Raw genomic sequence first — 25,043 nt, 5'->3', positions numbered from 1 at the left:
CCTCGTCTCGACTCCCGACGCCGCGTCCGGTTCGGAGCGATGGGACGGCGAGACTGGCCACAGAAGGCCCTGACTTTTAATCGATGTGGCGACTGGACGTACTGTGTCCGCAGCCGAAGAAGCAGTCACGAGTCTCGAGGCCCTGGGATTGACCGAGTACGAAGCTCGGTGTTTCGTCGCACTCACGCGGATTTCGACGGGGACCGCAAAGGAGGTCAGTCAGGTCGCCGACGTTCCTCGCTCGCGAGTGTACGACACCATCGAACGACTCGAGCGAAAGGGGCTGGTTACCGTCCAGCAGTCCGACCCTCGCGAGTACAAGTCGGTCCCGGTCGAGATGGCCTGTCGGCGGCTCCGCGAGGACCACACCGCGCGAATCGACGCCGCCGAGAACGCGCTCGAGCAGCTCGAGGAACCGGAGTCCAAAGACGACGAGGGGATGTGGTCGATCAACCGGTACGAGCACGTCACCGACCGCATCGTCCTCTTTCTCGAGGAAGCCATCGACACGGTCCACTATCTCGTCCCCGTGATGGATGTCGTCGATCAGCGGATTCGCGAGGCGTTGCAGTCGGCTGCCGACCGCGGGGTGAGGGTGGTCATCGAAGTTCCCACTCGTGAGGCGAAAACGGAGCTCGAGGAGGTCGTTCCGGACGCGAATATCGTGGTCGCCGAGGATCTCCGCTCGACTAACAACGTCCAATCGGAGTTCCCAGCGCAGCTACTCATGGTCGATCAGCGGGCGGTCGTCGCCGCCGCCGTCAAGGAGAACGACCTCCCTGATGTCGTACAGGAGGTGGCCGTCTGGACGTACGGGCGCGATCACGGATTCGCCGCCTGGACGCGTGAACTGCTCGATGACCGACTCGAGAAACGCGATGACTGGGCCCTCGGGGAGTAATCCGGGCTCGTAGCGACCGACAGTACGTTCTGCAAGGGTGGAGACACACGGGAAGCACCGGCCAGCCGCGGGTGATCATCGGTCGCGATTACGTTCGTTTCTATCCGCCCGAAGGCGACACCTCGAGGGGTGTCGAGTATATACTTTTAAGTGCGCGTCTCCCGTTTAGGACTGTTAGCAATGGCCATAGATCCGCAGTTCACCGAGAATCGTGACCAGGTCGACGAACACAACGGACACGCCGTCTGGGGTCCCGTCGACGAACCGGAGGAACTCGGCATCCACGGAACCCACGTCGCGGTCGATTTCGATCTCTGTATCGCCGACGGGGCCTGTCTCGAGGACTGTCCCGTCGACGTCTTCGAGTGGGTCGATACGCCGGGGCATCCGGAAAGTGAGGAGAAAGCGGATCCCGCGAAAGAGGCCCAGTGTATCGATTGTATGCTGTGCGTCGACGTCTGCCCGGTTGACGCAATCGACGTCGACGCCGGACGAACGGCCTGACCTTCGGCGTGTATCCGTCTCGGGCCGACGCGGACGCTCGAGCGGCTTACTCGGCGCGGTCGACGTCGACTTGTTCTTTCAGCGTCTCGAGGCCGTCCGCTTCGGCGAGCTCTTGCAGCCGCTCGCGGAAGTGTTCCTCGCAGAGACCGACCTTGAGACCTTCCGATTCGGCGGCGAAGGCGGCCTCGTGGTCGCAGTAATGGCAGTTCATAGAGGTCCGTTGGACCCACGATGCATTGAACCCTCCGCTATCGGCTAGGATTCACATTATTACTCTGGTAATTCGCCAATTCGTAACTGCTCGTACGCAGGTCGCGACAGTCCGGCAATTCCGAGGTCGGTGCCGTGGGCGTCGCTTCCGCCGGTTGACAGGAGATCGTTCCGGCTGATCGCTCGTTCGACGATGCTACGATCGACCTCGTCGCCTCGGTTGTAGGGATACTGTAACTCGACGGCCTCGAGGTCCGGTTCCGCCGTCAGCGCGAGCGCCTGCTCGGGATCGCGGTAGCGAAGGGGGTGGGCGAGCGAGACGAGCCGACACGTTGCGGTGAGTGCCGCCAGTCCGCGTTCGAACGAGGGCACGTTCCGCGGCACGTAACAGGGATCCTCGAAGCCGATGAGCCGGTCGAACGCGGCCTCGTAGTCGTACTCGAGGTCGGGGTGATCGTCGATCGCGCGGGCGACGTGTGGCCGGCCGAAGCCGTCCTCGACGGTGACGTCGAGATCGACCCCGAGTCGGCTCTCGACGCAGTCGACGATCGTCCGCCCGCGTTCGACGCGATCGGCCTGGAGGCGCTCGAGCAGTCCCTCCAACTCCGCCGTCGGTTCGACACCGTAGCCGAGCAGGTCGACGCGCTCGCCGCCCGGCGTCTCGACGCGGAGTTCGATCCCGCTGACGATCGTCACGCCGTCCCGTTCGACCAGCGGTTCGTCGAACGGCTGCAACCGATCGTGGTCCGTCAGCGCGACGACGTCCACGCCGGCGCGGCGGGCAGCATCCGGTACCGCGTCTAACTCGAGGCTCCCGTCCGAACGCGTCGTGTGGACGTGTAGGTCGGCGTAGGGCATTCACTCGAGGGGAAGGCCACCGCTCGTAAAGATATTTCTCCGCGTCGTCTTCTGATTCCCGCCCTGTCTAGGACTCCTCTAGGAATACTAGGTCTACCATCCGCCTAGAGAACGTATATGGACAATGTTTATAATTATCGTTCACACAGGTTAGCGTGTAATGCTGCACAAAGGCTCCGGCGCGTTCGTCGATGACCACGACTACCCCGCGACTACCGAGGAACTGATCAGCAACTACGGCGATCGGACCCTCGAACTCCCGAACGGGTCTGAAACGGTCGGCGACGTACTCACCCGTCTCGAGTCCGAAACGTTCGAGACGCCGGACGACGTCCGTCTCGCGCTCTCCTGTGCCGTCAGCGACAAGGCGATCGGTCGCATCGGCTACAGCGACCGCGACCCGGCCCCGGTCGGGAGTCCGTACACGCCCGACGCGGTTTCGTTCTAGAGACGAACGTTTTTCACGAGATTCGATCGACCCGTGTGAGCGAGAGCCTCGCCAATACACGCCGCTGAAAACGGCCGAGCGCGCCCCGCCGCGCTCGGTACGATCGCTTTCGCTCGACACGGATGAGGTTACTGCTTCGGTTCGAGACACAGGTGGGGCACCCGCGAGCGAACCCGGGGCAGAAAAAGGACCGCTCTAGAACTCGTCGATGACCGGAATGCCCTCCGTCCCGTAGTCGGTCATCGCCGCCAGTTTGTCGCTGACGTCCTCGAGACCGATCGTCTCCGAGACGACGGCTTCGGGTCGCAGTTTGTCGGTCGCGACCATCCGGAAGATCTCGTCGTAGCGGGTCGGTGGCATGCCGAACGAGCCGATGAACTCGATCTCCTGCATGACCATCGCGTCCGTGGGAAGGTGGACCATTCCCCGTTCGTCCTGGGTCGTGAGTCCGACCTGTAGGTGCTGGCCGCGCGTCCCGAGGCTCTGGACGGAGTTCTGGCTGGTCGTCTCGATTCCGAGCGCGTCCATCGACACGTCGGCTCCGCCGTCGGCGATCGCCTTGACCTCGGCCGCGACGTTGTCGGCCTCCTCGGCGTTGACCGTCTCGACGGCACCGAGTTCGCGGGCCGACTCGAGTTTCTCGTCGGCGAGGTCGACCGCGATGACGTTCGCACCGAGCGCGTCGGCGATGTGGACCGCCGAGAGGCCGACGCCGCCAACGCCGTGAACCGACACCCAGTCGCCCGCACCGACGTCGGCCTGGTGGGCCAGCGCGTGAAACGAGGTCATAAACCGACAGCCCAATCCGGCCATGTCGACCGACGAGACGCCGTCGGGCAACTCCACGAGGTTGTGGTCGGCGAACGGGACGTGGACCTGTTCGGCGAACGCGCCCTGGACGAGTTCGACGAATCCGAGGGGCATCACGTTCTCGCACGTGTTCGAGTGACCGCGACGACACTCCGGACAGGTTCCGTCGCCGAGGTTGAACGGGACGGCGACGTGATCGCCCTCTGAAACGTTCTCGACGTTCTCGCCGACGGCGACGACCGTCCCCGCGGGCTCGTGGCCGAGGATCTGTCCCGGCTGGGTTTTGATTCCCAGCCACTCCCAGTCGCCCTGCCAGCCGTGCCAGTCGCTCCGGCAGACGCCGCAGGCTTCGACGTCGACTACGGCCCCGTTCGGGTCGGGATCCGGTGCGTCGACGTCTTCGATCGAGAGCGGTTCGCCGTGTTCCTCGAGCACTGCTGCGCGCATAGAATGTCTGTTGATACCATGCAACATATGTGTGTCCCCACGGGACCCTAGCAGTCACAGTCGTGTACGTGTTCTCGGCATCGATGCTCGTTCGAGTTCGGTCCTGCACCGTTGAGAAACGTGAACGAGTCTGGTACCAATTCAGCCGCCGATGGCGGAACCGACACCGAGTCGACCGCTGGTGATGAGGAGACGGTATCCGTGGGACTCCCCGCTGCAGCAACGAGTCTCGTCGGAGTCAGGTGTGCGTTGAAATACCGCCTCGAGCGCTGAGAGTCGTCGTTTCCTCGTCGAGCGCCGTGCGATCGGTCTCTTCAGTCCAGCAGGTCGATCGCGGCCTCGAGTTCGAGCGGCACCGATCCCTTCCGGTAGCCTTCGACGCGGCCGTTCGGGCGAGCACGATAGACCACCGCGGGTCGGTGGCGGACGTCGGGTTGTTCGCCGCGGACGGCGTTCCAGGCGTCGTCGCGAAAGCTCGAGCAGTCGACGAAGAGGACGGCACCGCCGCCGTGTTCGGCCAGTTGGCCGTTGGTCTTGGTTTCGGCGGTGTCGCGGACGGCGGCGACGGGGCCCGACGCGACCCGGTTCGCCGGGGGTTGCGGGCGGGTCACCTCGACGAGCACGTTGGTTTCCTCGTCTTTCGCGCGGAAATCCAGCGAGTGACCGGTCGTGACCTCGATCTCGGGTACCACGTCGTAGCCGGCGTCGCTGAGAATTTTCGCGGCGATAAATTCGCCCATCGCGGCGCTCATGCGAACGCGGTCGACGTGATCGCTGGTACCGAGTTTGCCCGACATGACGTGTCGGTACTCGTCGAGCACGCCAGTCGCGAAGAAGTCCTCGAAGAATCGGGTCGCCTCGCGTCGTCCGGCGTCGGGGAAGCCGGCGGCGTGCTCGCGGAAGAAGGCTCTGGTCGACTCGCGGCCGTCCTTGGACATGAACACGGGGAGAAAGTACCACGAGATGTGGGGGTAGTCGGCGAGCCACGGGTCTTCCTCGTGTAAGGTCGCGAGTAGTTCGCGCTGGGTCCACCGAGAGACGTGATAGGGGACCTCGCGCCAGCCGAACTTATCCGTTCGCCAGAGCGAGGAGGGCGTTTCGGTGTTGCCCATCCAGTAGGCCTCCTCGTCGTTTCGTACAAAGAGCGCGACGTCGCCGTTTTGCATCTCGAAGCGGTGTGTCTCCCAGTTCGCGCCGATATCGAACCACGGCGCGACTGCGCGGGCTCCGAGATTCGATCGGAGCGGTTGGAGTATCTTCTGTCGAACTTTCTGTTCGCTCCAGGATGTGGGCGAATAACGAAAGCGGAGCGGCCGTGCCACACCCTCACTACGGCGGGGGTGTGCATACGCTTTACGTCCCGAACCGATGTGATGAACCGTTACATTGATGTGCGACAAACGCTAACATGAGTATATCTACCATGTCAATGGGTGCATATGACGAAGACGAACACGAGCGCCGCGAGCAGCAAGCGTCGAAGGTGGACACGGATTTTGACGACGAGCGGACGATCTATCACGGCAAAGTCGAGTACGATTCCGGCGAGTCGGCGGAGGACCTGTTAGATCAGTTCGAGCAGATCAAATCGGACTGACGATTCTCGCTCGTTCATCGACGCAAGCGACGGACGTCCCGAGTCCGTCGGCGACGGCCCATCCGAGGAGCGGATGTGCTCTTCCCTTCGAAAATCTCACTCGAGGGCATCCCAGCCGGGCGTTTCGGGCGCTCCACGGGCCTCTTCGACGGCAGTTGCGGTATCCGACGAGGGCACCGTTTCGCCCGCGTTCCGTTTCCGGCGGTACCACTCGCGGATCGCCGGTCCGACCCACGATCCGTCGCGCTCGGCGGCGGCCCCGTGACCGTCAGTCGCCGTCTCGAGCGCTCGCTCCTTTCCCCGCTCGTAGTGGTGGTCGGACGTTGCGAGCGTGCCGGGACTCGAGGCCGCGGCGACGGCGAGACACTCCGCGCGGTCCGCGGCCGTCAACTCGCCGGCCGCGGTTCGCTCGACGATTCCCTCGAGCGCGTCCGGCCGAGGGTGAGCGAAGAGTTTCGCACCCAGCGCTTGCGAGCCGAGCAGTAACCCGTCGAGATCACCGGCGTCGTCCTCGATACCGGCCTCGAGCAGGCGCTCGCCGCCGAAGTTCGACTCGACGCGTTCACACTCGGTTTCCTGTTCGAGTGCGATGTTGTGTTTCGGATACGCGCCGCACTCGCCGGGGAACAGTTCGTCGTCGTGGATGCGACACTGCAGCGTCGCAGGATCGAGGAAGACGCAGGTCGGGAGCCACGCCGGCTCCTCGCGGTCGAACGGGGCGACCGGCTTCGGCGGCTTTCGCAGGCCGACGAAGAAGACGGGCCGGCCCGCGACGGCGGCGACGCTGTGGCCGTCGATTTCGACGCCCTCGTCCGCGTCTCGAGCGCGCCAGAATCGCGGCGTCAGTGCCGGGGCCATCCCCGCCTCGAGAAACGCTCGAACTTCGTCGCGGGTCAGCGCCACGAAGCTGGTGTCCTCGTCGAGCGGCGTTCGCTCGGTCTCGGACTCGTCGTTGAACGGGGCGCGCCGTTGCCGGTGTGTCGATCGGTCCGCGTCGTTCTCGAGCAGCGGTCGCCAGTCCAGACAACAGCCCGCACAGCCGCGACAGTTCACCTCCATACGCGACCGTTACCATGCTCTGACTGATAACTGATCGGGCGCGGGGGAACGACTTTCAGCGCTCGGTACCCATCCTTCACCATGGCACGGGACTCCTGTGACGGCTGTGGCCGATCGGTCAGGATCGCCGGCAGCATCGCGAACCTCTGGACGTTCGGGGACGGCGGCGAGGGGACCGCGATGACGCTGGAACTCGCCGACGGGACCGAACACCTGCTCTGTTATCCCTGTCTCGAGGCGATCCCCGACGAGCCGACCGCCGAGGACGTCGCACGGCTCGAGCGAGTCGACGAGGAGACCTCACAGCTTCGAGCGGCGTAACTTGCAACAGAGACGACCGGAGTCCTCCGATCGGTTGAGAACTGGCGTTCGCGGGCGCGGTGCGATGGTCCGAATCAGAAACCGACCGCGGTCCGACCGCAGTCCCCACGGAAGCCACACCTATACCGCGTGAGTCACGAACCGCTGTGGCATAACAGCCGCGAGCGGAAGGGGTGGGATTTGAACGCCACGAGGCTCGATGCCGCCGCGGGCCAGATGGCACCGCGGTGCTCTACCGCTGAGCGACCCTTCCGTATCCGTATTCCAGGTCCGGATTCGTATTTGTAATCGGGCGGTTACCGTTCCGAAGTGGGACCAATCGCTCGGTAGACGGAGGCTACAGCGGCGTTAGCGCTCCCACGGGCAGGGAGCCACGTCGGCCGTCGATTCGACCAGCGAGAACTCCTCGTCCACGACGAGCGCGTCGAACTGGACGTACTCGCCCAGCCGCGAGTCGACGGTCTCCTCGAGCACGCGATCGTCCGATACCGAACACTCGTAGCGTCCCAACACGTCGGAAACGGCGATTTTCTCGCGGTCGCCGGCCTCGAGCGCGAGCGTTTCGTCGACCACGGTCTCGTCGTCGCCCTCGCGGACGATGGTGATCGCCACGGTCCGGCGTTCGTCGGTCGCGTTCTCGACTCGCAGTTCGTGGACGCGTCGCCGAGTGAGTCGCCCTCGTTCGACCAGGGAGAGCGTCCGTTCGTCGGTCTCGTCGGATTCGGAGACGCTCGGTTCGTACGTCGCGTCGTCCCGGCGAACGTAGGCGTGCTCGACGTCCATCGCGTCCTCGAGCAGGAATCGACCGGTCGCGGTGTAGCCGTTCGCCTCGAGCGCCGCATCGACCTCACACTGGAGCGGGTCGGGGAACGACGCGTACGGGATGATCAGGTGATGACACGTCTCGTACGTCTCGTCGGCGTCACAGGCTGAACTCGGACTCGGGGTGTCCGAATCGTCGGCGTCGGTTTCGATATCGTTGCCGAGACAGCCGGCCGACACGACCGTCCCCGAACCGACCGTGGCGAGGAGCGTGCGTCGTTTCATTGCTAGAAATATGTTGATCTGTTTATATTTGTTGGGGTAGGTCAAATTCCGCTTTTCCGTTCGGCAGACGGGTTCGTGCTCGAGCTCTCATCTCGAGCAACGGTTCGCAGCCTTTAGGACGCGTCCGGTCCGTGAGTCGAACGGTGAATCCCGAGCGGATCTTCGAGGAGTTTCCCGCGCCGAGCTACCGCGGGACCCAGGAGCAGGCCCTCCGCGACATTCGAGACGCGTTCGCGGCCGGCAACGACGTCGTGTTGGTGCGCGCGCCGACGGGCAGCGGCAAGTCCCTGCTCGCCCGGGCCGTTGCCGGCTGCGCTCGCGAAATTGACGGGGCCGATCCCAGCGACGCGACCGGCGCGTACTACACGACCCCGCAGGTCTCCCAGCTAGACGACGTCGCGGCCGACGACCTGCTGGCCGATCTGAACGTCATCCGCGGGAAGTCGAACTACTCCTGTATTCTGCCGAACGAGCGCGACACGCCGGTCAATCAGGCCCCCTGCGTTCGCGAACGTGGCTACGACTGCTCCGTGAAACATCGCTGTCCGTACTTCTCCGATCGAGCGATCGCCTCGAACCGGGAAATCGCGGCGATGACGCTCGCCTACTTCATGCAGACCGCGGGCAGCGAGGTGTTTCGCACGCGCGACGTCGTCGTCGTCGACGAAGCCCACGGCCTCGCGGAATGGGCGGAAATGTACGCGACGATTCAACTGGGGCCGCGGACGGTGCCGTTCTGGGACGACCTTCGCGTTCCCGAGATCGACGGCCTCGACCGCACCGTCCGCTACGCGGAGAACGTCTCCCAGATCTGCGAGCGACGGAAGGACGACCTGCTCGCCCAGGACTCGCTCTCGCCCGGCGAGGTGCGCGAGCGCGACCGACTGCAGGAGCTCATCGGCGAACTCGACTGGTTCGTCTCGGACTACCGCGATCCACAGAGTCCGACGACGTGGCTGGTCGACCAGTCCGCCCCCTCGAACGCTCGTCGAGAGCGCCGCGACGATGACGACGATCCAGCAGGCGGGCCGCTGACGATCAAGCCGATGAGCCCGGAGAAGTACCTCAAACACACCGTCTGGGACCGCGGGAACAAGTTCGCGCTGCTGTCGGCGACGATCCTCAACAAGGAGGCCTTTTGCCGACAGGTCGGCCTCGATCCGACGGACGTCGCGCTGGTCGACGTCGAACACACCTTCCCGGTCGAAAACCGGCCGCTGTACGACGTCACGCAGGGGAAGATGACCTACGAGGAGCGCGACGAGACGACGCCGAAGATCGCCCGCACGATCGTTCGGCTCATGCAACGCCACCCCGACGAGAAGGGGCTGGTCCACGCTCACTCCTACGACATTCAGGAGCGACTCGCCGACCTGCTCGCCGACTTCGGCGTCGGCGACCGGATCCGGACGCACGACCGCGACGGGCGCGACGCCGCCCTCGAGGACTGGAAGGCCAGCCCCGGTGCCGACGTCTTCCTCTCGGTCAAGATGGAGGAGGCGCTCGATCTCAAGGGCGACCTCTGTCGCTGGCAGGTGCTCTGTAAGGCGCCGTTTCTCAACACGGGCGACTCGCGCGTCGCCCACCGACTCGAGGAGGGCCAGTGGGCGTGGTACTACCGCACCGCGTTGCGCACCATCATCCAGGGCTGTGGCCGCGTCGTCCGAGCGCCCGACGACTACGGGGCGACCTACCTCGCGGACTCGAGCCTGCTGGATCTCTTCGAGCGCGCGCGGACGGACATGCCCGACTGGTTCGAGGTGCAGGTCGATCGGATGGAACAGCCCGACCTGCCCCCCTTCGAGCCGCGCGCAGCGCTTTCGGGGAGCGAGACGGCGTCTCGAGACGATACCGAACGCTCGAACGAGGACGGATCGTCGGGAGGAAACGAACGAACTCGATCACGCACTCGACGCTCGAACCGGTCGTCTTCGTCGTCGAGTCCGCTGGCCGACGTCTGGGATACGGGCGAGTGACGGAAGCGAGGAAACGACGCTCTCAGAACGCGGCGAGTGCGCCCCAGGCGATCATCGAGGTCACCATGAGAAACGCGAATCCGAGCGCGATGAACTGATTCCTGTCCATACGTGGTTCGATTCTCCCTAACGTTATGAATGTCACGCCCACCCCGTCGGCCGGCGTGCGCTATCGAACCGAGACGGGAACCGTCGACCGATTCGCCGTCAGTCCCGACGGCTTCTCAGGCAGGTACCCAGTACAGCGAGCAGCGCCACGGCCGTGATGGCTGCACCGAAGCCCGGCAGCCCGTCGCTGTCGTCGTCACTACTGTTGACTTCGTTGTCGTCGCTACTGTCGTCACTACTGTTGGTTTCGTCATCGGTTCCGGTTTCATCGCCGTTACTATCGTCGCTACTGCCGGTTTCGTCGTCGGTGTCGGTCTCGTCGTCACCGTTTCCGTCGGTATCGTTCTCGTCGTCGGCTTCGTCTCCATCGTTCTCGTCAGCGCCGGCCGCGTTCGCTTCGCCGGCGGATTCGTCGTCGAGACCACCGCTTCCGCTACCGCCCGGGGACGACCCGCTCTCCGATGACCCGCTTTCCGACGACTCGTCGGTCTCGCCGATGACGTCGCCGTCACCGTCGGTCACCAGCGAATCGTCGTCGACGAACTCGAGTCCCGTCAGTTCCTCGTCGACGGTAAACGTCACCGTCGCGAGCGTCGGTTCGTCGACGCTCTCCGATCCGACGGTCGACTGGGTCAAGAACACGTGCCCGGTGTCGGAGTCGTGGGCGTACTGATTGACGCCACCCAGCTCTTCGAATTCGACGCTCTCGACGTCCGCGTCGGACGGTGCGTAGCTCAGATTCGCCTGAAAGCCCGCGGTGTCAGCGACGGTCGACGACACCGTCACCGTCACGGTGTCGTCGCCCGAGTCGGTCATCTCGAGCGTCAGCCTGTCGTCCGCGGCGGTCGTCGTCAGTTCGCCGTGTGAGCGTTCATCGGCGGTCGTTGCGTGTGCGCCGGCTACCATCGTCGTCGCCGCGAGGACGACCACCATGGTACAGACGAGTAGTCGCTTCGTCGCGTTCGTATCTATCATCGTGTTGGTTTGGTGCGTGAGTTCGTTCCAGTTCGATACCCGTTCAGAACAAAAATCGCCTCGCGGCGATGGTGTGGTGTCTTCGCTGCCTACGCCTCGAGTGCGGTTGGGCCGTGCGTGTCGACGATCTCGCTCAGGATGAGCGTGACGTCGCCGGCGTCGACCTGTCCGTTTCCGTTCATGTTGGCGACCGACTCGTGGAACGTGTCGGTCGGTTCGGTGCTGGCGAGGTACTGCTGGGTGAGCGTCGCGTCGTAGGCGTTGATCTCTCCGTCGGCGTTGACGTCACCGGGCCAGGCCGTCGAGATCGTGCCGTTGACCGGCAGGATGTCGAGTTCGCCGTCCTGGTCGTTGAGAGAGGTGTTCTCCTCGTCGAACACCAGTTCGGACGCACCGTCGCTCTCGTTGATGAATTCGAACTCGACCTCGGCGAACGTCGGGGTCGGTTCGTCGCCGGCCTGTGCCTGTGCGATCGTGAACGTCCCCTCGTCGTTATCGACGTTCGTCACGGGATCATCGAAGTCGACGCCCTCGATTTCGGTGACCTGCACGACGTCGGGATCGAAGTGAACCTGTATTCCGTATCCCGCGACGGCGTCGGCGGACGTGTTGATGTCGACGGTCGTCGTTTCGCCGATAGTTCCGATGTGATCTCCGGATCCGAACGTCAGCAGGCCGTCCGGCTCTTCGATGATCGTCACGTTGCTGGACGCGGCGCTGTCGTCGCTCGAGACCGTAACGGGGGCCGTTCCGGCGTCCCCGACGGCGGTTTCCCACGTCAGCGTGACCTCCGCCGTTTCGCTCCCGTTGAGCGAGAATTCCGTACTGTCGACCTCGTTGCCCTCGAAGTCGGTGAGGGAGACGGTTTGCGTGTCGTTTTCGGCGTCGACGTTGGTCACGGTGGCGTTGACGACCAGGTCGTCGCCTTCGATCACCGGTTCGTTGGTCTCCGCGATGTCGACCTGAAAACCGGTTCCGAGATCCGTCACGAGGTATTCGACGGAGTTCGCCAGAACCGTATCGGCATCGTCCGTGTATTCGCCGTCGCCGACGAACGTGGTGTACCCCAGGTTCGATGCCAGAACCGTGGCGCTCTGCTCGTCGACGGCGAACCCGTCGCCAACCGTCGTTCCGGTTCCGGTTATGGCGGTCTCGGCCAGCACGTCGAACTCGGTGTCGTCGAACCAGGTGTGGTCGCCGAACGCCCCCTCGTGGAGGTCGACGGTGTCGCCATCGTCGCCGACGCCGTCGAAGATTTCGTGTGTCGCCGTCAGTTCGTAGCCGAGCGGCGGCGTGACGAAGTCGTCCTGGAACGTGTCGTTCGGCTCGCCGGTCACGTTAGCGTGAACCGGGATGGCGTTACTCTCGGCTCCCCACTGGTCGAGGTAGACGACGCCGGTAGCCGCGTCGTCGGTAGCGTCGATGAACGTCTCGGCGTTCGACTCGTTTAGGTGCTGGACGACGATCGCGTCGTAGCCGCTCGCGGCCTCCTCGGCGGAGACGACGGTCGGTGCATACATCGTCGGCAGCGACTCCTCGAGGGTCGCAGCGACGTCGTCACCGTGCGTAGCGTCGTCGTCGACGACGGCGACGGGGACGTACTCTTCGAACACCATCGTCGGACCGGTGGTGAGGACGGCCTCGTCGTCAAGTCCCGTGAAGGTGTGCTCGAGCGAGAGCTCGCCGTCGGTGTCGGCGGTCGTTTCGACGGTGATCGTCAGTTCGTCGGAGACCGGACCGTCGAGGTCGACGGGCTCGCCGAATTCGGCTTCCACACCGTCGACGAACAGGGTCGCGTTGTCGGTTTCGTACTCACCGTCGAGGTCGACGGTTACCGTCTCGACGTTCGCGGCGTCGACGGTCACGTCGATCGTGTCACCGCCTTCGACGCCGTCGGGCTGTCCGTCGATCAGTTCGACGTCGAGTCCGTCGGCGAGTTCGAAGTCCTGGGTGGTAACTTCCTCCGCTTCGATCGTTACGTCGGCGCTCGTACTCTCGTAGCCGAACGCGTCGGCGGTCACGGTGTACTCGCCTTCGGCGGCGATCAGGTTGTACTGCCCGTCCGCGTCGGTCGTGGCGCTCCTGCCGTCGTCGAGGTCGACGGTTGCACCCTCGATCGGGGCGCCGTCGTCGTCGGTGACGGTACCGTTGACGCCGCTGTCGAGTGCGACCAGATCGGTCGCAGCGGCGACGTCGATGATCCCGTGTCCATACTCGGTGTTCGGACTCTCATTGGGTGCGTGAGCGGGTTGCCAGGCGGTTTCTTCCATCGCGTCGTACAGCAGTTCGCGGTCGGCATCACCGCCGGAGGCGGCGACCATCAGCGCGAAGGCACCGGCTTTGTGCGGCGCGGACATCGAGGTCCCGGAAAAGGTCCCGTCGTAGCCGCCGCCGGGGACCGAACTCAACACGTCAACGCCGGGCGCTGCCGCGTTCGGCACGACGTACTCGTCGGGCCAGTACTCCGGCGCGTCCGGATACGCGCTGTCCGTCTCGATCAGTTCGCCACTGGAGAACGACGCGACCTGCGCGTCTTCGTCGACGGCGCCGCTCGCGAAGTTCGGGTAGATGTTTCCGGGCGCTCCGCTGACTCCCTGACCGCTGTTTCCGATCGATGCGATCAGGACGACGCCGGTCTCTCGAGCGTTTTCGGAGGGCTCGATCAGCGCGTTTTCGTAGCCGCCAGCGCTGAGACTCATCGTGACGACGTCGGCGTCGGTGTCGGCGATGGCCCACTCCATCCCGGCTACGACCTGCGCGAACGATCCGCCGCCGTCGTCGCTGAGAACCTTCCCGTGATAGAGTTCGGCACCGGGAGCGACGCCGTAGGCGGGAACGTCGCCGTTGGGTTCGTCCGGTCCGACGACGGTTCCGCTCACGTGCGTCCCGTGACCGTCCCCGTCGTTCGGCTCGCTGTCGATCGGCTCGCCGCTGTCGTCGAACTCCTGCCAGTTTCCGTCGTCGAGTTCCAGGTCGGGGTGATCGGTATCGACGCCCGTATCGAGAACCGCGACACCAGCGCCCTCACCCTGGGTTCCGTGTTGGTCCCAGACTTCGGTCGCGTTGATCATGTCGAGCCCGTACGTGACGGTTTCGTTCGTCGGCTCTACCGACGGTTCGGTCGCCGACTTCTCGTCCGTACCGGCGTCGGTGCCGTTCCGTTCGTCCGTCGTTTCCACGTCGAAGTTCGCGTGGATCGACTCGGCACCGGTGTATCGGAGGACTTCCTCGGGCGACACCTGCGTGGTATCGACCTCGAGAAGGACCGCGTTCGCGATCCAGAACTGGTTGACGAACTCGACGCCGTCGGTGTCTACGGCCCACCGGACCGCGTCGGTCTGTGTCGCCTGTGCGTGCTGTTGTAACTCGCCGACGGAGTCCGTCGTACTCGCGGAGTCGGCGACGTCGGCGCTCTCGAATCGAACCACCATCTCCGTGGTTCCGTCCGCCTCTTCGATCGCCTCGTCGATTCGGCCATCCTCGAGTTGAACGCTGTCGAGTTGGTCGTCGTCTGTCGTCGCCTCGTCGAGATTACCGACTCCCGCCATCGCCGGGAGTGATGTAACCATCAGAAGGGCGAATACTACCGCCATGCTCCGAAGGAGCGTCGATTTCGATCGTTGTCTGCTCATGTATTAGTTGGTGACGCCGCGGTTGTCTGTGCCGCGCCACGGAGTTAATCCGAGCAGAAAATAGATAAGTAAAAACTACCGTTGTCCGAAGAAGAATCCAGCCACAAGATTAATTACGCATTCATATCTTAGAATTACTTTCACGGGTTCTGATACCATCCGTTCCCGTTCGAAACCGTACTCGAGTACGACGAGGCGGTCGCCAGCCGATCGCTCTCGGGGGGTCAAAATGTTCGACGCCCCACCGAATCGACCGGTACGACGGCGTTCCTACGCGACTCGGACGTCGAGTACGACGTGTTCGACGCCCGCACTGTGGCTCTTCACGCGGTGTCGCTTGAGTACTTCGTGCGTCCGTCCGGCGTCGGCGACCGCCGTCTCGAGGCGCTCGAGCGGGCGCTCCCAGAGCCGCGTCTCCGGCGTCGCCTCGTGATAGTGGATGACGCCGCCGGGGACCAGCGCCTCGAGGGCGTCCGGAAGAAACGCGCGTGCCTCGTTCGTTCGCGTTCCGCATTCGCTTTCGCCGGTCGATTCGGCCGAACTTCCCGGCTCATCTCCCCCGTCCGAACTGCCGTAGTACCCCATTACGACCCGATCGGCGTCGGTTTCGCTCGCAAGTTCCCGGCAGTCGGTCATGTAGGCGTCGACCCGGTCTGCCACGTCGTTCAACACGGCGTTCTCGAGCAGGTACCGAAAGGCGGCGGGATTGATCTCGGTTGCGCTCACCCGTGCGCCGGCGCGAGCCATCGGGAGGGTGAAGTAGCCGATTCCGGCGAACATATCGAAGACGTGCTCGTCGGCGGCAACGACGTCCCCCATTCGCGCACGCTCGGCCTGATTCCCCGGCGAGAACATCACTCTCGCCGGATCGAGTCCGTACCGCGTCCCGTGTTCGGTGTGAATCGTCTCGGTGTCGCGCTCGCCCGCCAGCAGGCGAGTTCGGGGCTCGCGGTAGGTTCCCGCATCGCCGTCGTTCGCGATTCCGTCGTCTGCGAGCACGCTGTCCGCCTCGCCGTGTAACTCGAGCAAGGCCTCGCCCAGTACCGTCTCGTCGGGACAACCATCGGGAACCGGTACCAAAATTACGGAGCCGATCACGGCCCACGAACCCGGTACGGACTCGAGGTCCGCGTCGCTCCACCCGCGGGCGGCCAGCAGGTCCTCGAGACCCGGACTTCGCGGTTCGGGCTCGAGCTGGCGGACGACCTCGAGAACGCCCGTGTCCGTCGGCGGCTCGGTGACGGGAAGCGCGACCCTGTTCGGCCCGTCCTCGCGCACGCGCCTCGAGTCGTCGTAGACGCCCTCGGTGCGCAACGATTCGATGGCAGTCTCCGCGCGGGGCTTTTCGACGACGGCGGCGAGCGGCGCGTTCGGCTTCGCTCCCGCCCGCTCGAGGATCTCGTCGACCGGCGGCGTTTCGCCCGCGTCTCCGTCGTCACTCATCGTTCTCGTTGGGAAGGATGTGCAACCCGGCGCGGCTCTTTAGCACGGGAACCGTCTCGGCCCCGGGATCGAAGTAATCCGGCCGGGAAACGGTCGTCGCCTGATAGGTCTCGGGATCGAGCACCTGTACGGCGTTTTCGTCCTCGACGGTGACGACCGTGGTTTCGACGGCATCGTCGCTGTCGCCGAGTTTGCGCGCGTCGGGCGAATTCCCCTCCTCGTAGCTCGCCTCGTAGTGCTCGCCGGTCGTCACTCGAGTCCCCTTCAGGTTGCCGCGGGCGCTGCGGACGAGGACCGGCCCGCCGTCGTCGTCCGCGAGGTCGATGATGTGTCCGGGCGTGTACGGCGGCAGTCGAACGGCGAATGTCACCCGGTAGACCTCGTTGCCGTCGGAGTCCTCGGTGACGAGCGTTTCGGCGTCGTTGACGGTGCCGCCGAACTCCTCGACCATCTTGTTCGAGATCTTCTTGCCGATCTTGTTGGTCGAGACCTTGATGTTGAGGCCGTCGTCGGTCTCGGAGGTTTCCGTGACGAACGCGTTTCGGTCGCCCGTCGCCTCCATGTCCGCGACGATCGTATTCGCGATCTCCTTCGCTCGCTCGATCTCCTCGCTCGTCGGCGTTCGCCCTTTGGCGCGGATCTGGACGATGCTCGCGTAGTAGTCGCCGGCGATCCGACCGCAGCGGGTACAGGTCTGGCGGGCCATCTTGACCGGAACCATCACCTGTTCTTCGACCGGCGTCCCGCGGACGATACCCGTAAAGTAGCTGTGCATTCGGATCGAGTTCGGATCGATCTGCTCGGGTTCGATCTGCCAGGCGACGTCCTCGACGTCGACGTGGACGGCGAGGGCTTCGCTCACTTCCTCGATGGCGATATCGGTGTAATCTTCCGCGCCCACGTCGACCCACCGGTTTCCACGATACACGGCTCCACACTGGGCGCAGACCCGAACGTCGATCCGATCCGGCGCGTCCACGAAGTCGAAGTTCTCGAAGTAACACGAATCACAGAGTTCGACCTCGGCACCGGGGCGGAGCGGATCCACGGCAGACTCCTCGTCCGCGTCGCTCGCTGACCGATCGGGAACCGGATCCCCGCAGCGAGGACAGAACGCACGCGATTCACTCATTGGCCCCGTTTGGGTGTTGATCGTGTTAAACGACGCGCTCCGCCGACCCGCTCCCCGCCGCGCACGTTATGGATCGCCTCCAGAAGGAACTGGGTAGGCGTGAGTTGTGCCGGCTCGAAACGCCGACTATTCCGCCTCGTCGTCGTTTCGTCGACGAAGCCACTCGAGTGTCGCTGCGCTCCCGACGATACCCGCGCCCGCGGTAAATCCGGGCATCCCTTCGCTCTCGTCGTCGTTCGACTCGACGTTGCTGTTGAGTCCTGCGTCGTCATCGCCGGACCCGTCGGATTCGTTTCCGGCATCGTCGTCGCGCTCGTCTCCCTCGCCGGTCGTGTCATCGCCATCGTCGTCTTCACCCGATTCGTCGTCTTCGGGCTCCTCGCCGCCGTCGTCGTCTTCAGATCGAACGGCGACCAGCGTGTCGGCGCTGGCGTAGAGGGTTCCGTCTGCGAGTGCGAGTTCCGGCTCGCCCTCGGTGTCGACGGCCCACTCCCTCTCTCCGGTTTCGTCGTCGAACGCGTAGACGCCGACTTCGGGTTCGGGGGCCTCTCCCGCGGGAGCGGTGCCCAAAATTGTGAGGCCCGCGTACACGGTCCCGTCACCGACGGCAGCCGACGATACGTGATACGTGCTGACCTCCGTCTCCCACTCGCGCTCTCCCCCGTCTCGACCGTACCCTTCGAGATCGTGCGAATCTCGAGCGTAGAATCGATCGTCGGCGATCGGTCCCGGCGTGTACGGGCCTTGGTCACTGCTCACGCCCTTCTCGCCGGTTTCCGTATCGTAGAGCGTCGCGTATCCGGACGGCCACACCGCTGCCGGTTCCGAATCGACGTTCCCGACGGCGACGACGTTCTCGGTCGCGACGGGGTAGCTTACCTGTCTAAAGTTCGGCGGGGTGAAATGACTGTACTCATCGTCGCCGACCGGCTCGTCGTCGCTCCAGCGTACGGTGCCGTCCTCGAGTTCGAGCGCGAACGCCTGCGACTCGCTGACGGCGAACACGGCACCGTCGGCAACGGCGACCGGCTGCTCGTACAGCGGATCCTCGGGCTCGAAGTGCCATCGTTCCTCGTTGTCTTGGGCGTCTACGGCGTACAGAACGCCGTCGGCGACGACGAACACCAGGCCGTTCGCGATGGCGGGCGACGGAATCGCCTCGTCGTAGCCGAGGTCGGCCTGACAGCAGATCGTTCCGTCGGTGCGATCGATCCGCGACAGGCGCTCACCGCCGACGTAAACGTGGTCGGCCGTCACCGCGGGCGTCCCGGTTGCACCGATGGGTTCCGTTTTCCACTCGAGGGTGCCGTCCGCTGCGTCGAGAGCGTGGACCGCGCCGTCGCCGGTCAGGTAGACGGTGTCGTCGACGACGGCGACCGGACCGCCGTGATCGTACTCCCAGGCGACCGTCACCGGCGATGCCGGCCCGCCCGCCGGAACGACCGCGTTGTTTCCCGGCCCGCCACCGAGTGACGACCACCCGCTCGCTTCCTCGAGCGACGAGGACGCCTCGTCGGTATCGGCAGTTGCGACTCCGGACGGAAGCACTCCGCCGACCAGTGCGAGACCGCTGTACGTCAGGACGCGCCGTCTGTCGTGTTCGACCATGACGACGAGACGAGGGTCTTTCACTCCGTTAACTATCGACTCGTTAGGACGGTTTCCGCCGCCGCATCAGTAGTCTGAACTGTTCTATCAACAACAACAATCTCCCTGACTGGTCGTGCTGACGATCCGTGGTCGCCTCGTTTCGGCGGCTTTCACTATCTGATAACTCTACACGAAATGAAGGGGTTCCCGCACCGTCGTCGTCTCGGCGGACGTCGGATCGGCTCGAGCGCCGACCGCGCCGCCGTCTCCGACTCGAGACGGCGCTTGATCGCCAACGACCGGTCGTCGGAATCGACGTCTCCATCGGTTCGACTCGGCCGACGAAACCGTCAGACAAGCGTCAGACCCTCGTCAATTCCGACCTGTCAGACGTCGTCATGTACCAGGGTCTCCATGCGAAATGAAGGGGTTCGACGATCCGGTTCGGTGATCGGTCAGATACCGCACGTGTTCGGTGCGATCGAATGTTGCACGGAGACACACTCGTCAGGATACTTATTTCGTCGGAGCCCCTAGACACGGGATATGAACTGGCAGGCGGACTGGGGTCTACGGTTTCGGATGTTCCTGACGATGTTCCTGCTGTTTGCGCTGTACATCGTCTTCGCCGGAGCTATTTCCCTCTACATGGGCGGTAGCATGATCGTCTTCGTGCTCGTGTTCGGCGGCTTCTCGCTGGTCCAGTACTACTTCAGCGATACGCTCACGCTCCGGAGCATGGGTGCGAAGCAAGTCTCGGCCGACGAGTACCCGCAACTGCACGGCTCGATCGAACGGCTCTCCCAGCAGGCCGACCTCCCGAAGCCGAAAGTGGCTGTCGTCGACTCGAACGTGCCGAACGCGTTCGCGACCGGGCGCAACCAGAAAAACGCCGCCGTCGCGGTGACGACGGGACTGATGCGAACCCTCGATCAGGACGAACTCGACGGCGTCCTCGCACACGAACTCGCCCACGTCAAGAACCGGGATATGATGGTCATGACCATCGCCTCGTTCCTCTCGACGATCGCGTTCATGATCGTCCGCTGGGGCGCGTTCTTCGGCGGCGGCCGCGGGCGCGGCGGCGGTCGTGGTGGCGGCGGCATCATCGCCGCCATCCTCGTCTCGCTGCTCGTCTGGATCATCAGCTACCTGCTCATCCGCGCGCTCTCCCGATATCGCGAGTACTCCGCCGACCGCGGCGCGGCGGCGATCACCGGGAACCCCTCGGCGCTGGCCTCGGCGCTCCTGAAGATCTCGGGCGAGATGGACAAGGTTCCCAAAGACGACATGCGCGAGGAGGCCGAGATGAACGCGTTCTTCATCATCCCCATCAAGTCCGGCATCGTCGGTCGACTGTTCAGCACCCACCCGCCGACCGAGCGTCGCGTCGAACAGCTTCGCGACCTCGAGCGAGAGATGACCGCGTTATAGACGCTACCCGCTTCTGAGCGGGCTCCCGACCGACGGAACCGGGCTATTACTCGTGTAAGCCGAGAGGGGTCATCCAGTATGATCGAATTCCGCAGCCGACCAACCAGAATCCTTCTAAGGGATTGTCCGTGTTAGACGAGACATGGGACTGCTCGACGGACTCCGGTCGGTTCTCGGATTACGCGCCGAGGCCGACGCCAGACGCGACGCCGACCCCGACGACCTCTTCGGCATGAGTACCGCCTACATCACGATGGAGACCGAACTCGGCTACGACTCGCTCGACGTCGGCGCGCTCTGTTTCTCCGGCGTGGACTCGAGCAGCTTTCGCGACGCCGTCGACGAGGTCGAGTCGATCCTCGAGGCCGGTCGCGAGGAGACCGGCACCGAGTTCTCGGTCACCAGCGACGACCACGGCTACCACTGGGTCGTCCTCGAGGACGACGACCCCGAGGACCTCATCACGAGCATGCACTTCGCCGCGGACACCTTCATCGAGCACGACTACGGCTCCCGACTCCTGGCGGCCGTCTTCGCTTACGAGGGGGACGATGCCGCGAAGCGGCATCGAGACGGAGGCGGCGGAGCCGCCGAAGTGACGGAGCCCGCCTACTGGATCTACTCGTTCCGTCGCGGACGGTTCTACCCCTTCGTCCCTCGACCCGGTCGCGAGCGCGACTCGAGCGCGGAGTTTAAACTCGAGGCGAGCCTGGACGGCGAACTCGAGATCGAGCGCGAGAAGGACTACTGGTACCCGCTGTGGCCGAGCGAGGGCGGCACGCACCCCTGGGAGTGATCCGCGACCAGCCCATATTTTTATCGAGGACAGAGGTCGGATATAGAAACGAATATGTCGGGATATAAATTATATAGTACATAATGAGTGTATGGTCATCTCACAGTATCGTCCCTCACAGAAATGCCACCGTGTCTTCATGAGATGGAAATGGAGACAGAAGACACAACCCGTCCCAAGCGATCAGAACTGTATCTGATACTACTCACCGGAATAGCTCTCACCGGAATAATGAGCGTAGCCGCGTTCGAAACCGATACCCGTCCGGAGTCGCTCTCTCCGTTGATTCTCGGACTCGGCGGCCTCTTCGGCCCCGTTCTCGGGGTCGGTGAGATCGTTGCTCCGATTCGACGCGCGATGGACCGAGTATTCGGCGTGTACTTGTTCCTATCACTATTCTTTTTGTTCGCAATCATCTGGACCGATCTGTGGACCTCTCCGGAAGTACTCCTGATCGAACTCGGTCTCGGGACCGGTGCTGGTGCCGTCGTCGGCTCAATAGTCTCGACTGCAGTAGTGCGGTCAACGTAGCCCGGCTGATCCAGTCGCTCCGGCTCGCCAAACGTCCTCCAAACCCGTCGTGGCTGATTTTCCCCTTTGCCCCGGTCCGATCGTGAGCGCGACTCGAGCGTGGTACCCATCCTTGGGAGTAGCCGCCGGAAGCGACCGGCTGACTCCGCCGCCGGACCGGTACCAAACTATGTTGGGGTCACAGATATCTGCCCCCAACGCGACAGTTTGACATACGGCAGGAATCACCGCCACATCATTACAACTGCGCCATACACCAGTTGTCCCCCCTTTTCCTGCCGATCCCCTCTCTTCGCCAACGAGCCGTCGGCTCGCCGCTTCCGATCTGAGTCCTCGCCAAGTCGAGATCTCGGAACAACTGAAACGATCTACACACCCATCGCGTAGTCCGCGGTTCTCGTTCACCTCGCCCGCTCTGAACTGCGCTACCATCGTGCGATGGGATGTTCATTGACGTTCGGTGGCTACTATAGGCCGCCGAGATCCGCGATCGGTCGCTTTTCGCTCCGGTTCGCCGCCCCTCCATCGATCGACTCGAAACCTGCTCCGTTCCCCATTCGTTATACCGATTCGCTCGGTAGCCCCACGTAGTGACCGACTGGAATCAGTTCAAAGGCGATCCCCGACATACGGGGGTCCGACGCGACCTCGAGGGACCCTCCCGGATCGAGGAGGCCTGGACGGTCGATCTCGTCGGCCCTGGCGGTTCGCCGGTGCTCGACCGCGATACCGTCTTCGTCGGGACGAGCCGCGGGAACTGTGACGCGTTCGACCGCGAGAGCGGACGCCGGCGCTGGACGTTCGAGACGACGGCGGCGACCGACATAGCGCCGGTCGTCACCCGCGACTCCCTGTATCTCGGCACGGAGGACGGGACCGTCTACGCGCTCGACCCGTCGACCGGAGAGCAGCGCTGGTCGGCCGAGTTACCGGGCTCGCTCGAGGCCGCGCTCGCACTGGCCGCGGCCGACGGGTCGATGCCGAGCGACGACGCGGCTCCGGCGCTGCTCTACGCCGGCCACGCCGAGGGCCTCTCGGCGCTCGAGCCCGATAGCGGCGAGGTCGTCTGGACCCACGAAACCGACGCGCCGGTCGCCGGCTCGCCGGCGGTCGACCGCGCACGCGACCGGGCGCGCCACGACTGGGGGCAAGAGCTGGACGACGAGGCGGTGGACCTGCTGTCACTCGGCGACGCGCGGATGGAGCGCGACGACGGCGACGGCGCGTACGACGGGGACCGCGTCTATGTCGGGACGGCCGACGGAACGGTGCTCGCGCTCGAGGCCGGAACCGGCGACGAACTCTGGGACGCGCCGACGAAGGGCGCGGTCGTCGACGGACCGACGGTCGCCGGCGAGCGGGTGTACGTCGCCGACGACAGCGGCACGCTCGTCGCGTTGCACGCCGACAGCGGGCAGTCGTGGTTCACCTACCAGATCCAGGGCTCGTTTACGTCGTCCGCGACCATCCGTCCGGACCTGGACTCGACGTTCGTCGGCGCTTCGGACGGCTACCTCCACGTCACCGACACGACCTTCGGCCGGCGCAAACTCCGCGGCTGGCTGTTCGCGAAGAAGGGCGTCGCGCTCGACGGCGACGTCTGCTCGAGTCCCGTCGTCGCCGGCGACATCGTCTGCGTCGGCGACTCCACCGGCTCGCTGTACGGCATCGACGTTACGGACGACTGCGATCTCTGCTGGTACTTCGGACTCGAGGGCGCGGTCACGGGCACGCCCGCGCTCGGCGAAGCCAGCCTGTACGTCGGTAGCGACGCCGAACAACTCACCTGCCTCGAGTGGGAACACGGCGTCCCGAAGCCGTAAGCCGGTGTTCGCTCGAGCGATGGCGCAGTCTCGACTTCTCAATCGCCGGGTTTCGTAACCTGCTGCGTTCTCGAAACTGCGGACTGTTGATTCGTCCCGTTCTGCGGACCGGTGGTTCGTCCGATTCGGTGTAAGCTCCGCCGCGCGATGCATCACGGATAACCCTCCCGGTATCATCTCGATCACCCCTCCGCAGCCTTGCACTTTCACTTTCACTTCCCTGTTAACGGGGGTTTATTATGGTGCGGGCTTCATCAACAGCTATGGCAGACGCAGACCTCGAGACCCTCCCTGGTGTTGGACCGGCAACCGCAGACAAGCTTCACGACGCGGGCTTTGACTCCTTCCAGAGCCTCGCCGTCGCCGCTCCCTCGGAGCTCTCGAACACGGCCGACGTCGGCGATTCCACGGCTGCGGACATCGTTCGCGCCGCCCGAAGCGCCGCCGACATCGGCGGCTTCGAGACCGGCTCGACCGTGCTCGAGCGCCGGAACGAGATCGGCAAACTGAGCTGGCAGATCGACGAAGTCGACGACCTGCTCGGTGGCGGCATCGAAACCCAGTCGATCACGGAAGTCTACGGCGAGTTCGGCTCCGGGAAGTCCCAGGTCACCCACCAGATGGCCGTTAACGTCCAGCTTCCAAAGGAGGTCGGCGGCCTCCACGGCTGTGCCATCTTCGTGGACAGCGAGGATACGTTCCGGCCCGAGCGGATCGACGACATGGTCCGCGGACTGCCGGACGACGTCATCGACGCGACGCTCGAGGACCGCGAGATCGAGGGCTCGGCGGCCGACGAGGACGCGGTCACCGAACTCGTCGACGACATCCTCGATAAGATCCACGTCGCAAAGGCGTTCAACTCGAACCACCAGATGCTGCTGGCCGAGAAGGCGAAGGAACTGGCCGGCGAACACGAGGATTCGGAGTACCCCGTTCGCCTGCTGGCGGTCGACTCCCTGACCGCTCACTTCCGCGCGGAGTACGTCGGCCGTGGCCAGCTCGCGGATCGACAGCAGAAGCTCAACAAGCACCTGCACGATCTCGACAAGGTCGGCAATCTCTACAACGCCGCCGTCATCGTGACGAATCAGGTCGCTTCGAACCCCGACTCGTACTTCGGCGACCCGACTCAGCCCATCGGCGGGAACATTCTTGGCCACAAGTCCACGTTCCGTATCTACCTCCGCAAGTCCAAAGGCGACAAGCGGATCGTTCGGCTGGTCGACGCACCGAACCTCGCCGACGGCGAGGGCGTCATGCGCGTCCAGGGTGCGGGCCTGAAGCCGGAATAACTCCCAGTTAGCGCTCTCTTTTCGTGGCGCTCTCTCGAGCGAGATAACGACCGCCCTCTCGCTCGACTCGCCGATGCTGCCTTCGTCTCTCGCTCGACTCGCCGAT

At 64.3% G+C, this 25,043-nt stretch carries 22 protein-coding genes and 1 tRNA gene; 11 read left to right on the top strand and 12 right to left on the bottom strand.

The features are described 5' to 3' along the window. Positions 1-103: 103 nt before the first annotated feature. Together DWB23_RS17060 and DWB23_RS17055 are read left to right on the top strand one after the other, a co-directional pair. Entirely contained in the window at positions 104-901 is a 798-nt protein-coding gene (locus DWB23_RS17060) for a TrmB family transcriptional regulator (RefSeq protein WP_121743983.1), read from the top strand. A 180-nt stretch (positions 902-1,081) separates the two neighbouring features. After that, positions 1,082-1,405 carry a 4Fe-4S dicluster domain-containing protein gene (locus DWB23_RS17055; protein ID WP_121743982.1) on the top strand — a complete coding sequence of 108 codons (324 nt, stop codon included), beginning with the start codon at positions 1,082-1,084 and terminating at the stop codon, positions 1,403-1,405. 46 nt (positions 1,406-1,451) lie between these two features. On the opposite strand, the gene DWB23_RS23130 is transcribed toward DWB23_RS17055, so the two are convergent. Further along, on the bottom strand, positions 1,452-1,616 hold the full coding sequence (locus DWB23_RS23130) for a DUF6757 family protein (RefSeq protein ID WP_162989858.1): 165 nt from the start codon (positions 1,614-1,616) through the stop codon (positions 1,452-1,454). 59 nt (positions 1,617-1,675) lie between these two features. Further along, positions 1,676-2,473: a PHP domain-containing protein gene (locus DWB23_RS17050; RefSeq protein ID WP_121743981.1), complete on the bottom strand. Its 798-nt coding sequence runs from the start codon at positions 2,471-2,473 to the stop codon at positions 1,676-1,678. A 160-nt stretch (positions 2,474-2,633) separates the two neighbouring features. Between DWB23_RS17050 and DWB23_RS17045 the strand changes: the two genes are divergently transcribed. Further along, a complete protein-coding gene (locus DWB23_RS17045; protein ID WP_121743980.1) occupies positions 2,634-2,921 on the top strand; it encodes a DUF2795 domain-containing protein in 288 nt (95 codons plus the stop codon). A 195-nt stretch (positions 2,922-3,116) separates the two neighbouring features. On the opposite strand, the gene DWB23_RS17040 is transcribed toward DWB23_RS17045, so the two are convergent. Next, the gene (locus DWB23_RS17040) at positions 3,117-4,178 is read right to left on the bottom strand and encodes a zinc-dependent alcohol dehydrogenase family protein (RefSeq protein ID WP_121743979.1); all 1,062 of its coding nucleotides are present in this window, start codon (positions 4,176-4,178) and stop codon (positions 3,117-3,119) included. A gap of 314 nt (positions 4,179-4,492) precedes the next feature. After that, entirely contained in the window at positions 4,493-5,500 is a 1,008-nt protein-coding gene (locus DWB23_RS17035; RefSeq protein WP_121743978.1) for a DUF5784 family protein, read from the bottom strand. Positions 5,501-5,601: 101 nt separating this feature from the next. Between DWB23_RS17035 and DWB23_RS23125 the strand changes: the two genes are divergently transcribed. After that, positions 5,602-5,775, top strand: coding sequence for a DUF5786 family protein (locus DWB23_RS23125; protein WP_170972451.1), 174 nt, complete (start codon positions 5,602-5,604; stop codon positions 5,773-5,775). Between the two features lie 96 nt (positions 5,776-5,871). Here DWB23_RS23125 and DWB23_RS17030 read toward each other — a convergent pair whose 3' ends face one another. Next, positions 5,872-6,834: a YkgJ family cysteine cluster protein gene (locus tag DWB23_RS17030; RefSeq protein WP_121743977.1), complete on the bottom strand. Its 963-nt coding sequence runs from the start codon at positions 6,832-6,834 to the stop codon at positions 5,872-5,874. A gap of 81 nt (positions 6,835-6,915) precedes the next feature. Here DWB23_RS17030 and DWB23_RS17025 point away from each other — a divergent pair, with 81 nt between their 5' ends. Further along, complete coding sequence (locus DWB23_RS17025) at positions 6,916-7,155, top strand: DUF7561 family protein (protein WP_121743976.1); 240 nt, start codon at positions 6,916-6,918, stop codon at positions 7,153-7,155. Between the two features lie 165 nt (positions 7,156-7,320). Here DWB23_RS17025 and DWB23_RS17020 read toward each other — a convergent pair. Continuing rightward, positions 7,321-7,408 (bottom strand) — tRNA-Gly (locus DWB23_RS17020). A 95-nt stretch (positions 7,409-7,503) separates the two neighbouring features. Then, positions 7,504-8,202 carry a hypothetical protein gene (locus tag DWB23_RS17015; protein ID WP_121743975.1) on the bottom strand — a complete coding sequence of 233 codons (699 nt, stop codon included), beginning with the start codon at positions 8,200-8,202 and terminating at the stop codon, positions 7,504-7,506. Positions 8,203-8,345: 143 nt separating this feature from the next. Here DWB23_RS17015 and DWB23_RS17010 point away from each other — a divergent pair, with 143 nt between their 5' ends. Next, positions 8,346-10,178, top strand: a complete 1,833-nt coding sequence (locus tag DWB23_RS17010) for a helicase C-terminal domain-containing protein (RefSeq protein WP_121744318.1) — start codon at positions 8,346-8,348, stop codon at positions 10,176-10,178. Between the two features lie 207 nt (positions 10,179-10,385). On the opposite strand, the gene DWB23_RS17005 is transcribed toward DWB23_RS17010, so the two are convergent. From DWB23_RS17005 to DWB23_RS16985, 5 genes are all read right to left on the bottom strand, one after another. Beyond that, entirely contained in the window at positions 10,386-11,261 is an 876-nt protein-coding gene (locus DWB23_RS17005) for a cohesin domain-containing protein (protein WP_121743974.1), read from the bottom strand. 89 nt (positions 11,262-11,350) lie between these two features. Continuing rightward, positions 11,351-14,830, bottom strand: a complete 3,480-nt coding sequence (locus DWB23_RS17000; RefSeq protein ID WP_238717493.1) for a S8 family serine peptidase — start codon at positions 14,828-14,830, stop codon at positions 11,351-11,353. Between the two features lie 333 nt (positions 14,831-15,163). Next, positions 15,164-16,336: a class I SAM-dependent methyltransferase gene (locus DWB23_RS16995; protein WP_121743972.1), complete on the bottom strand. Its 1,173-nt coding sequence runs from the start codon at positions 16,334-16,336 to the stop codon at positions 15,164-15,166. Then, positions 16,329-17,468, bottom strand: coding sequence for a 60S ribosomal export protein NMD3 (locus DWB23_RS16990; RefSeq protein ID WP_121743971.1), 1,140 nt, complete (start codon positions 17,466-17,468; stop codon positions 16,329-16,331). The genes DWB23_RS16995 and DWB23_RS16990 overlap by 8 nt, the downstream gene beginning before the upstream one ends. A 126-nt stretch (positions 17,469-17,594) precedes the next feature. Then, positions 17,595-19,076: an outer membrane protein assembly factor BamB family protein gene (locus DWB23_RS16985; RefSeq protein WP_121743970.1), complete on the bottom strand. Its 1,482-nt coding sequence runs from the start codon at positions 19,074-19,076 to the stop codon at positions 17,595-17,597. A 528-nt stretch (positions 19,077-19,604) separates the two neighbouring features. Between DWB23_RS16985 and htpX the strand changes: the two genes are divergently transcribed. From htpX to radA, 5 genes are all read left to right on the top strand, one after another. Then, on the top strand, positions 19,605-20,492 hold the full coding sequence (gene htpX / locus DWB23_RS16980; protein WP_121743969.1) for a zinc metalloprotease HtpX: 888 nt from the start codon (positions 19,605-19,607) through the stop codon (positions 20,490-20,492). Between the two features lie 142 nt (positions 20,493-20,634). After that, complete coding sequence (gene pspAB, locus DWB23_RS16975) at positions 20,635-21,288, top strand: PspA-associated protein PspAB (protein WP_121743968.1); 654 nt, start codon at positions 20,635-20,637, stop codon at positions 21,286-21,288. A gap of 150 nt (positions 21,289-21,438) precedes the next feature. Next, positions 21,439-21,819: a hypothetical protein gene (locus DWB23_RS16970; protein WP_162989857.1), complete on the top strand. Its 381-nt coding sequence runs from the start codon at positions 21,439-21,441 to the stop codon at positions 21,817-21,819. 590 nt (positions 21,820-22,409) lie between these two features. Then, positions 22,410-23,642: an outer membrane protein assembly factor BamB family protein gene (locus DWB23_RS16965; RefSeq protein ID WP_121743966.1), complete on the top strand. Its 1,233-nt coding sequence runs from the start codon at positions 22,410-22,412 to the stop codon at positions 23,640-23,642. Between the two features lie 263 nt (positions 23,643-23,905). Then, positions 23,906-24,937 carry a DNA repair and recombination protein RadA gene (gene radA, locus DWB23_RS16960; RefSeq protein WP_121743965.1) on the top strand — a complete coding sequence of 344 codons (1,032 nt, stop codon included), beginning with the start codon at positions 23,906-23,908 and terminating at the stop codon, positions 24,935-24,937. Positions 24,938-25,043 lie beyond the last annotated feature (106 nt).

The organism is Natronorubrum halophilum, from assembly GCF_003670115.1.
GTDB lineage: Archaea > Halobacteriota > Halobacteria > Halobacteriales > Natrialbaceae > Natronorubrum > Natronorubrum halophilum.
This window is presented reverse-complemented; position numbering and strand designations above follow the sequence as displayed.

Coding starts and splice junctions, on each gene's coding strand:
- DWB23_RS17055 (WP_121743982.1), top strand. CDS start 1,082: ATGGCCATAGATCCGCAGTTCACCGAGAATCGTGACCAGGTCGACGAA.
- DWB23_RS23130 (WP_162989858.1), bottom strand. CDS start 1,616: ATGAACTGCCATTACTGCGACCACGAGGCCGCCTTCGCCGCCGAATCG.
- DWB23_RS17050 (WP_121743981.1), bottom strand. CDS start 2,473: ATGCCCTACGCCGACCTACACGTCCACACGACGCGTTCGGACGGGAGC.
- DWB23_RS17045 (WP_121743980.1), top strand. CDS start 2,634: ATGCTGCACAAAGGCTCCGGCGCGTTCGTCGATGACCACGACTACCCC.
- DWB23_RS17040 (WP_121743979.1), bottom strand. CDS start 4,178: ATGCGCGCAGCAGTGCTCGAGGAACACGGCGAACCGCTCTCGATCGAA.
- DWB23_RS23125 (WP_170972451.1), top strand. CDS start 5,602: ATGTCAATGGGTGCATATGACGAAGACGAACACGAGCGCCGCGAGCAG.
- DWB23_RS17030 (WP_121743977.1), bottom strand. CDS start 6,834: ATGGAGGTGAACTGTCGCGGCTGTGCGGGCTGTTGTCTGGACTGGCGA.
- DWB23_RS17025 (WP_121743976.1), top strand. CDS start 6,916: ATGGCACGGGACTCCTGTGACGGCTGTGGCCGATCGGTCAGGATCGCC.
- DWB23_RS17015 (WP_121743975.1), bottom strand. CDS start 8,202: ATGAAACGACGCACGCTCCTCGCCACGGTCGGTTCGGGGACGGTCGTG.
- DWB23_RS17005 (WP_121743974.1), bottom strand. CDS start 11,261: ATGATAGATACGAACGCGACGAAGCGACTACTCGTCTGTACCATGGTG.
- DWB23_RS17000 (WP_238717493.1), bottom strand. CDS start 14,830: ATGGTTACATCACTCCCGGCGATGGCGGGAGTCGGTAATCTCGACGAG.
- DWB23_RS16995 (WP_121743972.1), bottom strand. CDS start 16,336: ATGAGTGACGACGGAGACGCGGGCGAAACGCCGCCGGTCGACGAGATC.
- DWB23_RS16990 (WP_121743971.1), bottom strand. CDS start 17,468: ATGAGTGAATCGCGTGCGTTCTGTCCTCGCTGCGGGGATCCGGTTCCC.
- DWB23_RS16985 (WP_121743970.1), bottom strand. CDS start 19,076: ATGGTCGAACACGACAGACGGCGCGTCCTGACGTACAGCGGTCTCGCA.
- htpX (WP_121743969.1), top strand. CDS start 19,605: ATGAACTGGCAGGCGGACTGGGGTCTACGGTTTCGGATGTTCCTGACG.
- pspAB (WP_121743968.1), top strand. CDS start 20,635: ATGGGACTGCTCGACGGACTCCGGTCGGTTCTCGGATTACGCGCCGAG.
- DWB23_RS16970 (WP_162989857.1), top strand. CDS start 21,439: ATGGAGACAGAAGACACAACCCGTCCCAAGCGATCAGAACTGTATCTG.
- radA (WP_121743965.1), top strand. CDS start 23,906: ATGGCAGACGCAGACCTCGAGACCCTCCCTGGTGTTGGACCGGCAACC.